The organism is Stenotrophomonas maltophilia group sp. Smal12, from assembly GCF_037079935.1.
GTDB lineage: Bacteria > Pseudomonadota > Gammaproteobacteria > Xanthomonadales > Xanthomonadaceae > Stenotrophomonas > Stenotrophomonas sepilia.
In genome coordinates this window covers 39,407-55,970 of record NZ_JBAWUK010000036.1, presented here as the reverse complement: position 1 = coordinate 55,970, position 16,564 = coordinate 39,407, and the positions used below count along the sequence as shown (strand labels likewise).

Below are 16,564 nucleotides of genomic sequence, written 5' to 3'. Positions count from 1 at the left end.
CCCCTCGGGCCCGCACCCCCCGAACCCATAAACACCCCCAAAACAGCCAAATTGGAGAGCCCCAAGAAAAAAAAGACCGACCCCCCCCGCACCCAGTAAATGTTTTTGGGTTTGCTGGGAAAAACCCGCGGGGGGGGGGGTTTTTTTTGTGCCCGGGGGGGGCCCGCCGGGGGGCGGCGGGGGCGGGGGGGGGGGGCCCCGGGCCCGGCACTGCCGGATCGCGCGGACCCCGTGGATCGCTGGCAACAAAAAACCCGGCCGGGGCCGGGCTTTTGTCTGCAGCCCAACCCCGAAGGGTAGGGCGGCAACGCCGGATCAGGCGGCCTTGAGGGCCTTGATGCGGTCGTTCAGGCGGCTCTTGTGGCGAGCAGCCTTGTTCTTGTGGATCAGGCCACGCGCGCTGAAGCGATCCAGGATCGGCTGGGCAACGGCGAAGGCGGCTTCGGCGCCGGCGGCATCGTTGGCGTCCAGCGCCTTGATCACTTTCTTGACAGCGGTGCGCAGCATCGAGCGCTGAGCCACGTTGCGCGCGTTGCGCACGACGGTCTGCTTGGCGCGCTTCTTGGCGGACTTGATATTGGCCACGGTGGTGGTTTCCTGAAAAAATCGGTGTTATGGGAACAGCAAGCTAGCTAGTATGATGGCGTAAGAAATGCACGTCAAGTCGATTGTCAAGAGGGACGCTGAGTGAGTTCACCCAAGTTGTTGCGGGGCCTGCTGTCGTTCAGCAGCATGACCATGGTCTCGCGCGTTCTCGGACTTGTCCGGGACTTCGTGGTGACCACCACGTTCGGCACCAACGCCATCACTGATGCTTTCTGGGTCGCCTTCAGGGTACCCAATTTCCTGCGCCGGTTGTTCGCCGAAGGGTCTTTTGCCACCGCTTTCGTGCCGGTGTTCACGGAAGTGAAGGAAACCCGCAGCCACGCCGAGCTGCGCGAACTGATGTCCCGCACCGCCGGTACCCTGGGCGGGGTGCTGATGCTGGTCACCGCACTGGCGCTGATCTTCGCGCCGCAGCTGGCCTCGGTCTTCTCCAGCGGCGTTGATACCGACCCGGTCAAGCAGGGCCTGCTGGTCGACCTGTTCCGCCTGACCTTCCCGTTCCTGCTGTTCGTCTCGCTGACCGCACTGGCCGGTGGTGCGCTGAACAGCTTCCAGCGCTTTGCCATGCCGGCGCTGACCCCGGTCATTCTCAACCTGTGCATGATCGCCGGCGCGCTGTGGCTGGCACCGCGGCTGGGCGGCACGCCGGAAAAGCAGATCCTTGCGCTGGGCTGGGCAGTGCTGGCCGCCGGCATCCTGCAGTTGCTGTTCCAGCTGCCCTCGCTGAAGGGCATCAACCTGCTGACCCTGCCGCGCTGGGGCTGGCGCCACCCGGGCGTGCGCAAGGTCATGACGCTGATGGTGCCGACCCTGTTTGGTTCCTCGGTGGCGCAGATCAACCTGCTGCTGGATACGGTGATCGCGGCCAAGCTGACCGACGGCTCGCAGTCCTGGCTGTCGCTGGCCGACCGCTTCCTGGAGCTGCCGCTGGGCGTGTTCGGCGTGGCCCTGGGCACGGTGATCCTGCCGGCGCTGGCCCGCCACCATGTCAGCACCGACCGCGAGGGCTTCTCGCGTTCGCTGGACTGGGGCCTGCGCATGACCCTGCTGATCTCGGTGCCGGCCATGCTGGGCCTGCTGCTGCTGGCCGAGCCGCTGATCGCGACCATCTTCCAGCACGGCCAGTTCAGCGCCTTCGACACCCGCATGACCGCGCTGTCGGTGTACGGCCTGAGCTTCGGCCTGCCGGCATTCGCCCTGCTGAAGGTGGTGCTGCCGGCCTTCTACGCCCGCCAGGACACCAAGACCCCGGTGCGCGCCGGGGTGGCGGCGCTGGTGGCCAACATGGTGTTCAACTTCGCCCTGCTGGCCGTGCTGTACCAGGTGATGGTGCCCGACGCGCTGAAGGCGCAGGGCGTGATGGCGGCCATCGGCAAGCAGCCGGGCCTGCACCTGGCACTGGGCATCGCCAGCGCGCTGTCCAGTTACCTGAACCTGGGCCTGCTGTGGTACTGGCTGGGCAAGACCGATGTCTACCAGCGCCGGCCGGGTTGGGGCGGCTATCTGCTGCGCCTGGTGCTGGCCTGCGCGGCCATGGTTGGCGTGCTGTTGGCGCTGCTGCACTGGCTGCCGGGCTTCTCCGCGATGCGTGTGTGGGAGCGGATCGGTGCCCTGGCGTTGCTGGTCGGCGGCGGCGGCGCGACCTATGCGGTGGCCATGCTGGCGATGGGCTTCCGCCCGCGCGACCTGCGCGGGCATTGATCGCGGCCCGTGGCGGCTATACTTCAGGGTTACACCATTGAAGCGGCGGCCCCGGTCGGGCCGGAACGAGAGTTGATGAGCAGGCTGTTCAGAAGCGTCGAGGGCGGGGAGCTGTTCCCCAACGGAAGCGTGGTCTGTATCGGTGCATTCGACGGCCTTCACCTGGGCCATCGTGCGCTGGTCCGCCACGCGGTCGCCCGCGCGCGCGCCTTGGGCGTGGCCGCAGTGGCCGTGGCATTCGAACCGCTGCCGCGTGAATTCTTCGCCCAGGGCACGCCGCCGCCGCGGCTGACCCTGGCGCGCAGCAAGGTCGAGATCCTGCGCGAGCTCGGCGTCGATGCGATCGGCCTGCTGCGTTTCGATGCGGCGATGGCGGCAATGCCGGCCGAGACCTTCGTGCGCCAGTTGCTGGTGCACCGGCTGGGCGCCCGCGAAGTCTGGATCGGGCCGGAGTTCTGCTTCGGCAACCGCCGCCGCGGTGATCTGGCACTGCTGCAGGAGATGGGCGCCGAACTGGGCTTCAGCGCCGGCGAGATTGAAGCGGTGGACCTGCATGGCGAGCGCATTTCCAGCACCCGCATCCGCCGGCTGCTGCAGGGGGGCGATTTCGCCCGCGCCAACGACCTGCTCGGCCGCCCCTACGCGATCAGCGGGCGGGTGGTGCGCGGTCGCCAGCTTGGCCGTACGCTGGGCTTCCCCACCGCCAACCTGCGCTTCCCGAAGACGCCGGCGCTGTCGGGCATCTACGCAACCTGGGTGCATGGCGTGTTCGACCAGCCGTGGCCGTCGGTGTCCAGCTTCGGCACCCGGCCGACGGTGGACGGCGTGGAGCCGCTGCTGGAGGCCCACCTGTTCGATTTCCAGGGCGACCTGTACGGGCGCCACATCGACGTGGAGTTTGTCGCCAAGCTGCGCGACGAAGAGAAATTCAATGATCTGGCGGCACTGACCGACCAGATGCACCGCGACGCCGAACAGGCGCGCGCCCTCCTTTCCGAACATAGATTGCGAGCCACTGCGTGAGCCAGGACTACAAGACCACCCTGAACCTGCCAGCCACCGAATTCCCGATGCGCGGCGACCTGCCCAAGCGCGAGCCGGGCATTCTGGCGCGGTGGGAAGCGCAGGGGCTCTACCAGCAGCTGCGTGACAACGCCGCCGGCCGCCCGCTGTTCGTGCTGCATGACGGCCCGCCGTACGCCAACGGCCGCATCCACCTGGGTCACGCGGTCAACAAGATCCTGAAGGACATCATCGTCAAGTCGCGCTACCTGGCCGGCTTCGATGCGCCCTATGTGCCGGGCTGGGACTGCCATGGCCTGCCGATCGAGATCGCGGTCGAAAAGAAGTGGGGCAAGGTCGGCACCAAGCTCGACGCCGTCGAATTCCGCCAGAAGTGCCGCGAGTTCGCCGAAGAGCAGATCAACATCCAGCGCGTGGACTTCAAGCGCCTGGGCGTGACCGGTGACTGGGACAACCCGTACAAGACCCTGAGCTTCGACTTCGAAGCCAACGAGATCCGTGCGCTGTCCAAGGTCGTGGCCAACGGACACCTGGTGCGCGGCGCCAAGCCGGTGTACTGGTGCTTCGACTGCGGTTCGGCGCTGGCCGAGGCCGAGATCGAGTACCAGGAAAAGGAATCGCCGGCGATCGACGTGGCCTACGCCGCGCGTGACGCGCAGGCCATCGGCCAAGCGTTCGGCGTGGGCGTGCCGGCCGACGTCGAAGTGGCTGTACCGATCTGGACCACCACGCCGTGGACGCTGCCGGCCTCGCTGGCGGTGTCGCTGGGTGCGGAAATCAACTACGTGCTGGCCGAGGGCCCGGCCCACAACGGCAAGCGCCGTTGGCTGGTGCTGGCCGCGGCCCTGGCCGAGCGCGCGCTGCAGCGCTACGGCGTCGAGAGCGTGGTGCTGCACGGTGAAACCACCGGTGCGGCACTGGAGAACCAGCTGCTGGCGCATCCGTTCTATCCGCAGCGCGACATCCCGCTGCTCAACGGCGACCACGTCTCCGACGAGGACGGTACCGGTGCGGTGCACACCGCCCCCGGTCACGGCCAGGAAGACTTCGTGGTCAGCCAGAAGTACGGCCTGCTGGACAAGTACAACGCCGGGCAGGTGACCCCGATCGACGGCCGTGGCGTGTACCTGGAATCGACCCCGCCGGCCGGTGAGGTGGTGCTGGCCGGCCAGCATCTGTGGAAGGCGCAGGAGGCCATCGTCGGCGTGCTGCGCGACAGCGGCGCGCTGCTGGCCTTCCACCCGATCCGCCACAGCTACCCGCATTGCTGGCGCCACAAGACGCCAGTGGTGTTCCGCGCCACCCCGCAGTGGTTCATTTCGATGGACAAGGCCAACCTGCGTAGCGATGCGCTGGCTGCGATCGACACTGTCGGCTGGTTCCCGACCTGGGGCAAGGCGCGCATCCAGAGCATGGTCGACGGTCGCCCGGACTGGACCATCTCGCGCCAGCGCACCTGGGGCGTACCGATCGCACTGTTCACCCATCGCCAGACCGGCGAGATCCACCCGCGCTCGGTGGAGCTGATGCAGCAGGTTGCCGACCGCGTCGAAGCCGAGGGCATCGATGTGTGGTACTCGCTGGACGCCGCCGAGCTGCTCGGCGCCGAAGCGGCCGACTACGAGAAGGTCACCGACATCCTCGACGTCTGGTTCGATTCGGGCGTGACCCATGAAGGCGTGCTCGCCGCGCGTGGCTTCGGCAAGCCGGCCGACCTGTACCTGGAAGGCTCCGACCAGCACCGCGGCTGGTTCCAGTCCTCGCTGCTGACCGGCGTGGCGATCGACAAGCGCGCGCCGTACAAGCAGTGCCTCACCCACGGCTTCACCGTGGACGAGCACGGCCGCAAGATGTCCAAGTCGCTGGGCAACGGCATCGAGCCGCAGGACATCATGAACAAGCTGGGCGCGGACATCCTGCGCCTGTGGATCGCCTCGGCCGACTACAGCAACGAGATGTCGCTGTCGCAGGAAATCCTGAAGCGCAATGCTGACGCCTACCGCCGCCTGCGCAACACCGCACGCTTCCTGCTCGGCAACCTGGACGGTTTCGATCCGGCCCGGCACCTGCAACCGCTCGAGCAGATGGTCGCGCTGGACCGCTGGATCGTGCATCGCGCCTGGGAGCTGCAGGAGAAGATCAAGGCGGCTTACGACGGCTACAACATGGCCGAGATCGTGCAGCTGCTGCTGAACTTCTGCAGCGTGGACCTGGGCTCGCTGTACCTGGACGTGACCAAGGACCGCCTGTACACCATGCCGACCGATTCACACGGTCGCCGTTCGGCGCAGAGCGCGATGTACCACATCGCTGAAGCGTTCACCCGCTGGGTGGCGCCGATCCTGACCTTCACCGCCGACGAGCTGTGGGGTTACCTGCCGGGCGAACATGCCGGCCATGTGCTGTTCACCACCTGGTACGACGGCCTGGCGCCGCTGCCGGCGGAAGCCCAGCTCAACGCCGCCGACTTCGACCAGCTGCTGGCCGTGCGCGAGCAGGTGGCCAAGGTGCTCGAGCCGATGCGCGCCAACGGTGCGATCGGTGCTGCACTGGAGGCGGAGATCACCATCGCCGCCAGCGAAGAGCAGGCCGCGCGCTGGCAGCCGCTGGCCGATGAACTGCGTTTCCTGTTCATCAGTGGCGACGTGCAGGTGCGCCCGGCGACCACCGACGAGGTGTTCGTCAGCGCCCAGCCGACCACCAAGGCCAAGTGCGTGCGCTGCTGGCACCACCGCGCCGACGTCGGCAGCAACGCCGACCATCCGGAACTGTGCGGCCGCTGCGTGAGCAACGTGACCGGCGCCGGCGAAGTGCGGAGCTGGTTCTGATGGCCGCGCCCCGTCCACATCCGAACGCCCTGGTCTGGCTGCTGCTGTCGGCGGCCATCATCGGCCTGGACCAGTGGTCCAAGGCCTGGGTGCTGTCGAGCCTGCCGGAGTTCCAGCCAGTGGTGGTCATCGACGGCTTCTGGAACTGGTACCGCACCTACAACACCGGCGCGGCATTCAGTTTCCTGAGCGACGCCGGTGGTTGGCAGAAGTACTTCTTCACAGCGCTGGCGATCGCCATCAGCGGGCTGATGGCCTGGTGGCTGCGCGGTACCGCCCGCGGCAACTGGAAGGCTGCGGTGCCGTATGCACTGATCATCGGCGGCGCCATCGGCAACGTGATCGACCGCCAGGTGCACGGCCACGTGGTCGATTTCATCCAGTGGTACGTGGGCAGCTACACCTGGCCCTCGTTCAACATCGCCGATTCGGCCATCGTGGTGGGTGCCATCGGCATCGCCCTGTTTGGCCTGTTCGACGGCAAGTCCGCCAAAAAGGCGGATAATGCCAATCCGAAACCGTAAGCCGGCCGCTGCCGGGAGATTGAACTGATGGATGTGCTGCTCGCCAACCCGCGTGGTTTCTGTGCCGGTGTCGATCGTGCGATCGAGATCGTCAAGCGCGCGATCGAAACGCTGGGCGCGCCCATCTACGTCCGCCATGAAGTGGTGCACAACCGCTTCGTGGTCGACGACCTGAAGCAGCGCGGCGCGATCTTCGTCGAGGAGCTCGATGAAGTGCCGGACAACAACACGGTGATCTTCAGCGCGCATGGCGTGTCCCAGGCCGTGCGCCAGGAGGCCGAGCGTCGTGGCCTGAAGGTGTTCGATGCGACCTGCCCGCTGGTGACCAAGGTCCACTTCGAAGTCGCCCGCCACTGCCGTGCCGGCCGTGACGTGGTGCTGATCGGCCATGCCGGTCACCCGGAAGTGGAAGGCACCATGGGCCAGTGGAACCGCGAAGCCGGTACCGGCCAGATCTACCTGGTCGAGGATGTCGAGCAGGTCGCCACGCTGCAGATCAACCAACCGGACAACTTCGCCTACACCACCCAGACGACGCTGTCGGTGGACGATACGCGCGGCATCATCGATGCGCTGCGCGAGCGTTTCCCGGCGATGCAGGGCCCGAAGAACGACGACATCTGCTACGCCACGCAGAACCGCCAGGACGCCGTACGCGATCTGGCCAAGCGCTGCGACCTGGTGCTGGTGGTCGGTTCGCCGAACAGCTCCAACTCCAACCGCTTGAGCGAGCTGGCCCGCCGTGAAGGCGTGGAGTCGTACCTGATCGACGGTGCACACGAGATCGACCCGGCGTGGGTGGTGGGCAAGCAGCACATCGGCGTGACTGCCGGCGCCTCGGCACCGCAGGTGCTGGTAGATGGCGTGCTGGCACGCTTGGCCGAGCTGGGTGCCAGTGGCGTGTCCGAGCTGGACGGCGAGCCGGAATCGATGGTGTTCGCGCTGCCGAAGGAACTGCGTCTGCGCCTGGTCGACTGACCGGGAAGCGCGTCATCCACGCATGGCGTGGATCTACCGAAACCGCTCTGGTGGGTGCGAACCTTGGTTCGCACGCCTTTGGCATGCACTGACGGGCGCACCGCCCATGACCTTTGGCCATGGGGCAGGGCACCGCACAGGCCTAGCATCGGAGGATTCTCCGCTGCTGGAAGTTGCCGATGAAGACTCGTGCCCTGGTGATGTCCGTGCTGTTCGCGCTGGCGGCCACGCCCGCGCTGGCGCAGGCCTCGCCGCCGGGGGATGCCGCAGCCGCCGGCCTGCTGCGCATCGATGTCGACGCGCGTGACCTGGCCCGGCGCATCTTCAAGGTGACCGCCACCGTACCGGTCAAACCCGGTCCGATGACCCTGCTGTACCCGCAGTGGATTCCCGGCAACCATTCGCCCACCGGCCCGATCGACAAGCTGGCCGGCCTGCGCGTGACCGCCAACGGCAAGCCGTTGGCCTGGCAGCGCGACCAGTACAACGTCTATGCGTTCAAGGTGGACGTGCCCGAGGGCGTCAGCGAGATCGTCGCCCACTTCGATTTCCTGTCCTCGCAGGGGGGCAGCCAGGGGCGGGTGGTGATGACCCCGGAGATGCTCAACCTGCAGTGGAATGCCAACTCGCTGTATCCGGCCGGCGTCGATGCACGCGACCTGCAGGCGCAGGCCAGCGTGACCCTGCCCAAGGGCTGGTCGTTCGCCACTGCGCTGGAGACCGCACGCTGCGACGGCGACACCGTGGTGTTCAAGCCGATCTCCTATGACGACCTGGTCGATTCGCCGCTGTTTGCCGGCGAGCATTACCAGCGCATCGATCTCGATCCGGGCGCGAAGGTGCCGGTGCACCTCAATGTGTTTGCCGACGAAGCCAAGTCGCTGAAGCCGAGCGAGGCACAGATCACCCTGCACCGCGCACTGGTGCAGCAGGCCGACAAGCTCTACGGTGCGCGCCACTACAACCACTATGAATTCCTGCTGGCGTTGACCGACCGTCTTGGTGGCATCGGCCTGGAGCATCACCGTTCCAGCGAGAACAGCGCCGCCCCGGGTTACTTCACCGAGTGGGACGACAACGCCTGGATGCGCGATCTGCTGCCGCACGAGTACACCCATTCCTGGAACGGCAAGTACCGCCGTGGCGCTGACCTGGCCACCGCCAACTTCAACACGCCGATGGGCGACAGCCTGCTGTGGGTGTACGAAGGCCAGACCCAGTTCTGGGGGCAGGTGCTGGCGGCACGCTCGGGGCTGTGGTCGATGGCGCAGGCACGCGACATGCTGGCCAATGTGGCCGCGACCTATGATCGCGGCCGTCCGGGCCTGGCGTGGCGCCCGTTGCAGGACACCACCAACGACCCGACCATCGCCCAGCGCCGGACGTTGCCGTACCGCAACTACCAGATGAGCGAAGACTATTACTCCGGTGGCCAGATGCTGTGGCTGGAAGTGGAGGGCAAGCTGCGCGCGCTGAGCGGCAACCGTCGCAGCCTGGATGACTTCGCGCGTGCGTTCTTCGGCGTCGGCAACGGCGACTGGGACGTCAACCCGTACACCTTCGACGACGTGGTGGCGACCTTGAACGGCATCGCGCCCTACGACTGGGCGACGTTCCTGCGCGGGCGCCTGGACGGCCACGGTTCGTTGACCGGGGGGCTGGAACTGGCGGGCTGGAAGCTGGTCTACCGCGATACCCCGAACGACGCCTACAAGGCACAGGAGAAACGCGCCAAGGCGGCGTTGCTGGCGTACTCGCTGGGCGCGACCGTGCTCGACAGCGGCACGGTCGGTGACGTGATCTGGGACAGCGCGGCCTTCAACGCCGGTCTTGCACCCGGCATGAAGGTGATCGCGGTCGACGGGCGCGAGTACAGCAGCCAGCGCTTGAAGGATGCGGTGGCGACAGCGGCCAAGGACAAGGCGCCGATCGTGCTGCTGGTGAAGCAGTTCGACCGCATCGAGACGATGAACATCGACTACCACAGTGGCCTGCAGTATCCGGTGCTGGAGCGCATTGCCGGCAAGCCTGACCGTCTGGCGGATCTGTGGAAGGCGCGATGACAGCGCGCGTGCGCGACGTCGGGATCCTTCTGATGGCGGTCCTCGCCATCATCGGCGCATTCCTGCACGGTGACGGGCGCTGGCTGCATTGGCTGGCGAAGCCGGCGACCACGCTGCTGATCGCTGCCATCGCCTGGCAGGTGCGTGATCCTGCGCAGCCGTCCTACCGGCGCGCGGTGCTGGCCGGCATGCTGCTGTCGTGCATGGGTGACATCGCGCTGATGCTGCCGATGGACGCGTTCGTACCGGGGCTGGTGGCGTTCCTGCTGGCGCACCTCTGCTACATCGTGGCCTTCCGTGAGGGCCTGCGTGCCGGGCGTGGCCTGCTCGCCGCCAGCGTCCTGCTCGGCGCGTTCGCTGTACTCAATGTGCTTGGGCTGTGGCCGCACCTGCCTGCACCGATGCGTATGCCGGTGCTGGCGTACGTGATGGTGCTGGCCTCGATGGCGGTGTTGGCCTTGGCACGGCAATGGCGCCGGCCACAGCCCGCTGCCGTGGAAGCCAGCAGTGCACGCTGGGCTGCCGTCGGTGCGCTGCTGTTCGTCGCCAGCGATTCGCTGCTGGCCTGGGACCGCTTCGCCGGCGGCCTGCCACTGGCCAGCCTGCTGGTGCTGTCCACCTACTACGGCGCACAGTACGCCATCGCCCGCTCGGTGAAACAGCAAAAAGGGGATGGAGGGGATTAAGTCGCAGACGGCACCAAGGCGTAAACGACTTAATCCCCTCCGTCCCCTTTTTGCGTTGACTATCGTCGGTTCGCGTTGCCGGAACGGCCCTGTGCGTCGAACGAGAGTCGTGCGGACTGGCGATCGCCGGCGACCTCGTCCGGCAGCCACACCAGCCTGCCACCCTTGCGCACGATCACATAGACGTGGCCGACGTCACCCGGCGTGGCCATCAGCGCGTTGCGCTGCGCCTGCAGCGCCTGGGCGACGCGTGGCACCGCCTCGAAATCGATGTTGGCCAGCGCCGTGCTGCTGCGGCGCAGGGTGATGGTGGGCGCGAAGCGCTGCGGATCGACCGGGTCGCCCTTGCGCCACTGGCCGTGCTCGAAGTGGTAGCTGTCCACGTGCGTAGGTTGCTGCGGATCGACCAGGTCCAGATTGATGCGGCCATCATCGTAGAAGTGGATGCTGTGGAACACCATCAACCGGTGCCCGGCCAGGGCTGGCATCTGTTCCAGTGCCTGGCGGGCGGCCAGCAGGTAGTCCGCATCGAACAAGCGGTTGCTGCGTTCGGGCATCGGCATCGGCCGCGGTTCGGGAATCGGTGCGAGCGAAGCAGGCCGCTCGCGCGGTGGAGGCGTGGTGATCGGCGTGGTTGCGCGGTCATCCTGCACCGAATGACCCATCGTTTCGGCAAGGGTCTGCAGTGCCCCGCCGGCAACGGCGACGCCGGCCAGCAACAGCAGCACCATCGAAAATACCAGTCGCGTCGAGGGGGGCTGCTTCATACACCCTCCAGGCGAACGTTGCCGCGATCTTCCGGGTCGTACAGCAGCGTGACCTGCTCGCGTGGAAGGTTGGCCAGCTCGATCAACGGGATGAAGCGGCGCACGCTCACCTGCTGTATGCCACCTTCGCGGTCGGTGTACTCCAGCTGGAACTCCACCTGCGGCTGCTCGTTGAGGTAGGTGCCGGTCTGGCGCAGCTTCAGCACCTTCGCATCCACGCCGATGCCGCGGTACTTCAGCGCGTCTCCGCGTGCATCGGCATGCAGCACGCGCCCCAGGACGCGCAGGCCCAGGGCGTAGCCGCACAACACCAGCGGGCACACCAGCAGTGGGTGGCCGAAGGACAGGAACGTCCAGCCCAGGCCCTCGCTCTGCAGCCGATAGGCGAGCACGTAGGCGCTGGCAACCACGACGATGCCGATGACCGCGCCGGCGCCGCGGCGCCAGAGGCTGGCGACATCCAGTTCGGGCTGGGCACCGTCCAGCACCACATTGGGGAACGCACCCGGCATCCGGCTCAGGCGAACCTCGATGCGCTGGCCGGCCACGAAACGCTGCAGCTGCGGTTTGCTGTCCACCACCAGCATCTGTTCGTTGATCGGCGTGCCGGACAGGTTCTGGAAGCCCAGTTGCAGCTTCCACTGCGCGAAGCCGCGCACGTGCACGCCGGTCTGCTCGGCCTGTTCGATCAACGCCTCACGTGGCTCACCGTCGGCCAGGATGGTGCGCACCCGATGCAGCGCGCGCGGTGGGCCCAGCAGCAGGTAGTGCAGGAAGGCGAGCAGCAACGCGAGCCACAGGGCCAGCGACAGCGCGAGCAGCAGCAGGGCCAGCCATGGCGCGCTGCGGTCGGCCAGTGGCACCGGCCACGACGTGCCGAAGTAGAGGATGCAGGGGAAGGGCAACGCGAAGAACAGCAGGAACGCGCCCCAGAACCAGAGATAGGCCTTCATGGGGTGGTGGGGACCGATGGAACAGGGCGCGTAGGGTACTACGCTCAGCGGATCTGCAGGGTCAGCAGGAAGTAGCGGCCGAGTGGATCGTCCAGCCCCGGCATCTGGCCGCCATTGCCGACCAGGTAGTTCACCGGTTGCGTGTCGAGCACGTTGTGCACGTCCAGCGCGGCGACCACGCGCGGCCCCAGCCGCCTTGCCAGATGCAGGTTCCAGCGCAGCTGCCGCGGATTCATGCAATGGTTCTGCTCGCGCTGTTCTTCCGGGCACTCCGCACCGGGCAGCCAGGCACGCGTGCGTCCCACCTGGTTGCCGCGCAGGGCGATGTCCCAGTTGCTGTTCTGCCACTGCACATTGAGCACGGCGGCCATTGCTGGCGTGACATGGCCACGCAGGTCCACCGTCGCTTCGTGGCCACGCTCGCGGCGCAGTTCCTGCTGTTTCAATGCATCGACGGAGAACAGCCACTGGCCGGTGCTGCCGGTGTCGATGTGGTACTCCCCGCGCAGAACAAGGTTGCGCGACGTGGTGCGGCCGATGTTGTCGAAGGACAGGCGCAGGTTGTACAGGCGTCCATCCTCGTCCAGCTCCCAGGTGCTGCGGTTCCACACCGCATCGGCCGGTTGCAGGGCCAGGATTTCATTGCGCAGTTCGACGATGTTGTGGGTCAGCGACAGTGAAAACGCATCGGTCGGTGTCCAGGTCGCACCCAGGGAATGACTGCGCGACCGCTCCGCTTTCAGCGCATCGTTCTCCACCACGTCCACGGTTACGCTGCAGCGTCCGTTGCCGTTGCTCTGCGCGCAGTCGGGCAGTGCACTGGAGGCGGGTAGTTCGATCGCGCCGAAATAGCCCGGCGGCCGCCGTTGCTCGAACAGGCTGGGGGCCCGGTAGCCGCGCCCGGTGGCAAGCAGGAATGACCACTGCGGTGTCGGGCTCCAGCGTACGCCCACGCGGGGCGAGAAAGCCTGGTAACCGCCATCGCGGTCCCAGCGTGCTGCCAGGTCCATACGCAGCGTGCGCGCCAATGGCAGGCCGAGTTCGGCGTAGGCACCGCCACTGCGGCGTGACAGGTGGCGTTGTTCCTGTGGCAGACCCAGCGCCAGGTCGCCCTGGCTCAGCAGCGCGTCGGGATGCGACGTCCAGCGTTCCTGGCGCAGGTCGATGCCGGTGGCCACTTGTGCAGCACCGCCGGCCAATGGCATCAACTCGCGCTGCATGCCCCACCAGCCCTGCCACTGCTCGGTGCGCCCGCGGTTGCGGATCGACGGGAACAACTGCGCGGCGGTCTCTGCCGGCAATGAGGTGAAGCCGGGCAGGAAATCCAGCGTCTCGGCCGCGCGCAGCAGTGGTTGGGCGCGCACGGTGCCGGACGTCGTCAGAGTGACATCGCTGCGCTGTGCGCTGATGCCGGCATCCCAGCTGCGGCGGCCCTGGTCGTGGCCGATGCCGAAGGTGACGTCGGCATCGGTGGCACGTACATGCGGACGCACGTTGCCGGCTTCGCGCAGCACGCTGTTGAAGGTGAACCCATAAAGTCCGATGGCTACGGCGGTCGGGCCGAGGTCGAAGCGCTGCCGGTTGTGGCTGGCCCGCGCCTCGGCGTAGGCATAGCGACCCTCGCCGCGCTCATGCCGATAGCGCAGGTAGGCCGAGGCGGTGTCCGAGGCCGGTTGCAGCGAACGCGGGCGTGCGCTGTCGAACCAGCAGGCACCATCGCGCCGTTTCAATGGCCCTTCGCAGCGCGTTGCCGGCCAGTAGCGCCCATCGCGGAACGCGCCGATCAGGTACTGCGAGGTTTCCGCATGCCATTTGCGGCGATCGCCGGCCACGTGGTCGATGCGATGCAGGTCGATGCCAGCGAACCAGCGGTCCCCTCCGTCGCGCACGCCACCGGTGGCCGCCTGCAGGCGATACTGGCCGGCGTCGCCGCGCCCGCTCAGGCCGGTCTGCAGCATGGCTTCAGGGCCATCGGCCTGGTCACGCAGGATGATGTTGACCACGCCGGACATCGCGTCGGCACCATAGATGGCCGACGCACCGCCACGCACCAGTTCGATGCGCTCGACGAAGCTGAGCGGGATGCCCCCCAGGTCGGTGAGTCCGCCCTGTTCCAGCGACACCATCGGATAGCGTGGCAGGCGCCGGCCATTGACCAGGAACAAGGTCGCACGCGGTCCCATGCCGTCCAGGCTGGTGGTGGTGGCCGCACCCACCGGCAGGTACTGCGAATCGCCACTGCGCGAGGTGCTCATTGCCGGGTGGCCGTTCATGCCCGGCAAGTGCCGCAGCAGGTCGAACAGGCTGCCGTAACCGCTGCGCAGGATGTCATCGCGGTCGATGATGGTCACCGGCAGCGTGGTCTGCACGGAGGTGCGCGGCAGCCGGCTGCCGGTGACATGGATCGGCGCCAGCTCGACCTGCGGTGGCGTCTCGGGCACCCTGCCCGGCGACGGTGCCGCGGGCATCGCACGCGTCGCGACCGGCGGGGGCGATGGCGGTGCTGGCCGGGTGCGGCGGACGACGAATCCGCCGGCAGGCGTGCGCAGGATGGTCACCGGCATGCCGGCGACCAGTTCCTTCAGGGCCGCGGCCGCATCGCGTTGGCCATGGGTGCCGGCCGTACGCAGGCCATCCAGTTCACGCGCATCGAACAGCAGGGCGATGCCACTCTGGCGCGCCCATTGCTGCAGGGCAGGTGCGAGCGGGCCTGAACCCACATCGACCTCCAGGGTGCCGGCCTGTTCGGCTGCATCGGCAGAGGGCAGCGCGGCAAAGCTCAGCGCGAAGCAGAACAGGGTGCGGAGCAGCCCCTCCCGCAGCGCGCCCGGTACTGCCTTCACTGCAGGCCTCCTCAGTACGTGCGGCGCAGTTCCAGCGCGCCATCCGGTCGCGTCTGGCCAGCCACCGACCAGCCCAGTTCCAGCGCCGACAGCAGTTCCTGCGCATCGCCGGCACGGAAGGTGCCACTCACGGCCAGGCTGGCGATCTCGGGATCGGCGATCACCAGCGGCGTGCGACCGTAGCGGTTCATGCGCTCGACCACGATCGACAGCGGCGTGGCATCGAACACCAGCTGCCCTTGCAGCCAGCCTTCGGCAGCGGCATTGGACGACAGCGCCGGGCCGGGCTGGAAGCGGCCCGAGGGCAGCACCTGCAGCTGCTGGCCGGGTGCCAGGGTGTGCTGGGCCCCGCCATTGCTGACTTCCACCGCACCTTCCAGTAGCGCGACTTCGACCAGGCCGTCGTTCAGGCGCTCCACCTGGAAGGTGGTGCCGATGTCGCGGATGGTGCTGTCGCCGGCGCGCAGCTGCAGCGCCTTGCTCGACGGTGCGACCTGCAGCTGCAGGCGGCCCCGTTCCAGCACCAGGTTGCGATGGCGCCAACCGAATCGGGCGTGCAGCGTGGTGCCCGCATCCAGCGTGGCCACGCTGCCATCGGCCAGCGTCTGCTGCCGGGGCTGGTGGGAATCGTTGGCATAGCGCAGCGCTGTGGGGTTGCCGTCGATGGCGACCATCCAGCCGATCCCGATGGCCAGGCAGACGCCTGCGGCGGCGGCCACTGCCGGCAGCCAGCGACGCTGCGCCGGCCGTGCCGCACGTGCTGCGGCGGTGCGCAGCCACGGGTCGGCGGCCAGTTCTTCGCCCCGCTGGAACAGGGTCTCGGCCTGGATCCAGGCGCTGACATGGGCCGGGTCCTCGGCCAGCCAGTCCTCGAACGCCTCGCGCTCGCCCGCCGTGCAGTCCGGAGCCTCCAGCCGCGCCACCCAGGCGCTGGCGCGTTCAAACAGCAGGGTGTCTTCCCTGGGTCTGGCGTGACTCATCCGTTGTCCCTGTCGTTGTGCAGCGGATCCGATCCGAGTTCCTGGCGCAGGCCCTGCAGGGCGCGGGCGATATGTTTTTCCACGGTCTTGGCGGTGATTCCACAGTGCCGCGCGATCTGCGTATAGCTCATGCCGGTGATCCGGTTGAGCAGGTACACCTCGCGCGCGCGCTCGGGCAGCTTGAACAGGGCCTGCCGCAGCAGGGACAGCATCTGCCCGGACTCGGCCTGGCGCAATGGATCGGGCGACGTGCTGGAGGGCTCGTCGCCGCCATCGTGTTCGGCGAGGGACAGGTGTGGCCGCGACTGCGACGAGCGGCCGCGGTCCGCCAGGCGGTTGCGGGCGATACGATACAGCAGCAACCGCAGCTCGTCGGCACTGTGCGCGCGATAGCGGATCAGCCGCTCCATGCAGTCCTGCGCGATGTCCTCGGCATCCTCCGGCCCAACGCCGCGCGTGCGCAGGAAAGCGCACAACGGCGCGCGCTCTTCCCGTACGAACGCAATGAACGCGTCCGCCGGCACGGACAGGTCCGGCGCGCGATGGATCAGAGGAGAGGGGGCGGACAGGGCTGGCCTCGGGCGTCGGTGGCGGGTGCGTCTTCGAGTTTTA

General features: G+C 67.5%; 13 protein-coding genes. 7 read left to right on the top strand and 6 right to left on the bottom strand.

Annotated elements, in window-relative coordinates:
* Nucleotides 1-315: 315 nt before the first annotated feature.
* A complete protein-coding gene (rpsT, locus tag WDC87_RS15530) occupies nucleotides 316-585 on the bottom strand; it encodes a 30S ribosomal protein S20 (protein ID WP_005408560.1) in 270 nt (89 codons plus the stop codon).
* Between the two features lie 117 nt (nucleotides 586-702).
* On the opposite strand from rpsT, the gene murJ reads away from it, so the two are divergent.
* From murJ to WDC87_RS15495, 7 genes are all read left to right on the top strand, one after another.
* Nucleotides 703-2,307: a murein biosynthesis integral membrane protein MurJ gene (gene murJ / locus WDC87_RS15525; RefSeq protein WP_088496456.1), complete on the top strand. Its 1,605-nt coding sequence runs from the start codon at nucleotides 703-705 to the stop codon at nucleotides 2,305-2,307.
* Nucleotides 2,308-2,382: 75 nt separating this feature from the next.
* Nucleotides 2,383-3,330, top strand: coding sequence for a bifunctional riboflavin kinase/FAD synthetase (locus tag WDC87_RS15520; protein ID WP_301655147.1), 948 nt, complete (start codon nucleotides 2,383-2,385; stop codon nucleotides 3,328-3,330).
* A complete protein-coding gene (gene ileS / locus WDC87_RS15515) occupies nucleotides 3,327-6,158 on the top strand; it encodes an isoleucine--tRNA ligase (protein WP_227836624.1) in 2,832 nt (943 codons plus the stop codon). The genes WDC87_RS15520 and ileS overlap by 4 nt, the downstream gene beginning before the upstream one ends.
* Complete coding sequence (gene lspA / locus WDC87_RS15510; protein ID WP_005408564.1) at nucleotides 6,158-6,682, top strand: signal peptidase II; 525 nt, start codon at nucleotides 6,158-6,160, stop codon at nucleotides 6,680-6,682. The genes ileS and lspA overlap by 1 nt, the downstream gene beginning before the upstream one ends.
* Before the next feature lie 27 nt (nucleotides 6,683-6,709).
* The gene (gene ispH, locus WDC87_RS15505) at nucleotides 6,710-7,660 is read left to right on the top strand and encodes a 4-hydroxy-3-methylbut-2-enyl diphosphate reductase (RefSeq protein ID WP_242893937.1); all 951 of its coding nucleotides are present in this window, start codon (nucleotides 6,710-6,712) and stop codon (nucleotides 7,658-7,660) included.
* 179 nt (nucleotides 7,661-7,839) lie between these two features.
* Nucleotides 7,840-9,723 (top strand): peptidase M61, encoded by a 1,884-nt coding sequence (locus tag WDC87_RS15500; RefSeq protein ID WP_301655148.1) that lies wholly within the window; start codon nucleotides 7,840-7,842, stop codon nucleotides 9,721-9,723.
* A complete protein-coding gene (locus tag WDC87_RS15495; protein WP_111201647.1) occupies nucleotides 9,720-10,409 on the top strand; it encodes a lysoplasmalogenase in 690 nt (229 codons plus the stop codon). The genes WDC87_RS15500 and WDC87_RS15495 overlap by 4 nt, the downstream gene beginning before the upstream one ends.
* A gap of 59 nt (nucleotides 10,410-10,468) precedes the next feature.
* Here the strand turns inward: WDC87_RS15495 and WDC87_RS15490 are convergent, their stop codons facing one another.
* The 5 genes from WDC87_RS15490 to WDC87_RS15470 are packed head-to-tail and all read right to left on the bottom strand — an operon-like array spanning nucleotide 10,469 to nucleotide 16,476.
* A complete protein-coding gene (locus WDC87_RS15490; RefSeq protein WP_072166914.1) occupies nucleotides 10,469-11,176 on the bottom strand; it encodes a hypothetical protein in 708 nt (235 codons plus the stop codon).
* The gene (locus WDC87_RS15485) at nucleotides 11,173-12,129 is read right to left on the bottom strand and encodes a hypothetical protein (protein WP_111007992.1); all 957 of its coding nucleotides are present in this window, start codon (nucleotides 12,127-12,129) and stop codon (nucleotides 11,173-11,175) included. The genes WDC87_RS15490 and WDC87_RS15485 overlap by 4 nt, the downstream gene beginning before the upstream one ends.
* Nucleotides 12,130-12,173: 44 nt before the next feature.
* Complete coding sequence (locus WDC87_RS15480; RefSeq protein ID WP_088496451.1) at nucleotides 12,174-14,972, bottom strand: TonB-dependent receptor; 2,799 nt, start codon at nucleotides 14,970-14,972, stop codon at nucleotides 12,174-12,176.
* Nucleotides 14,973-14,983: 11 nt separating this feature from the next.
* A complete protein-coding gene (locus WDC87_RS15475) occupies nucleotides 14,984-15,952 on the bottom strand; it encodes a FecR domain-containing protein (protein ID WP_072166911.1) in 969 nt (322 codons plus the stop codon).
* A complete protein-coding gene (locus WDC87_RS15470) occupies nucleotides 15,949-16,476 on the bottom strand; it encodes a sigma-70 family RNA polymerase sigma factor (protein WP_088496450.1) in 528 nt (175 codons plus the stop codon). Before WDC87_RS15470 ends, WDC87_RS15475 begins: the two co-directional genes overlap by 4 nt.
* Nucleotides 16,477-16,564 lie beyond the last annotated feature (88 nt).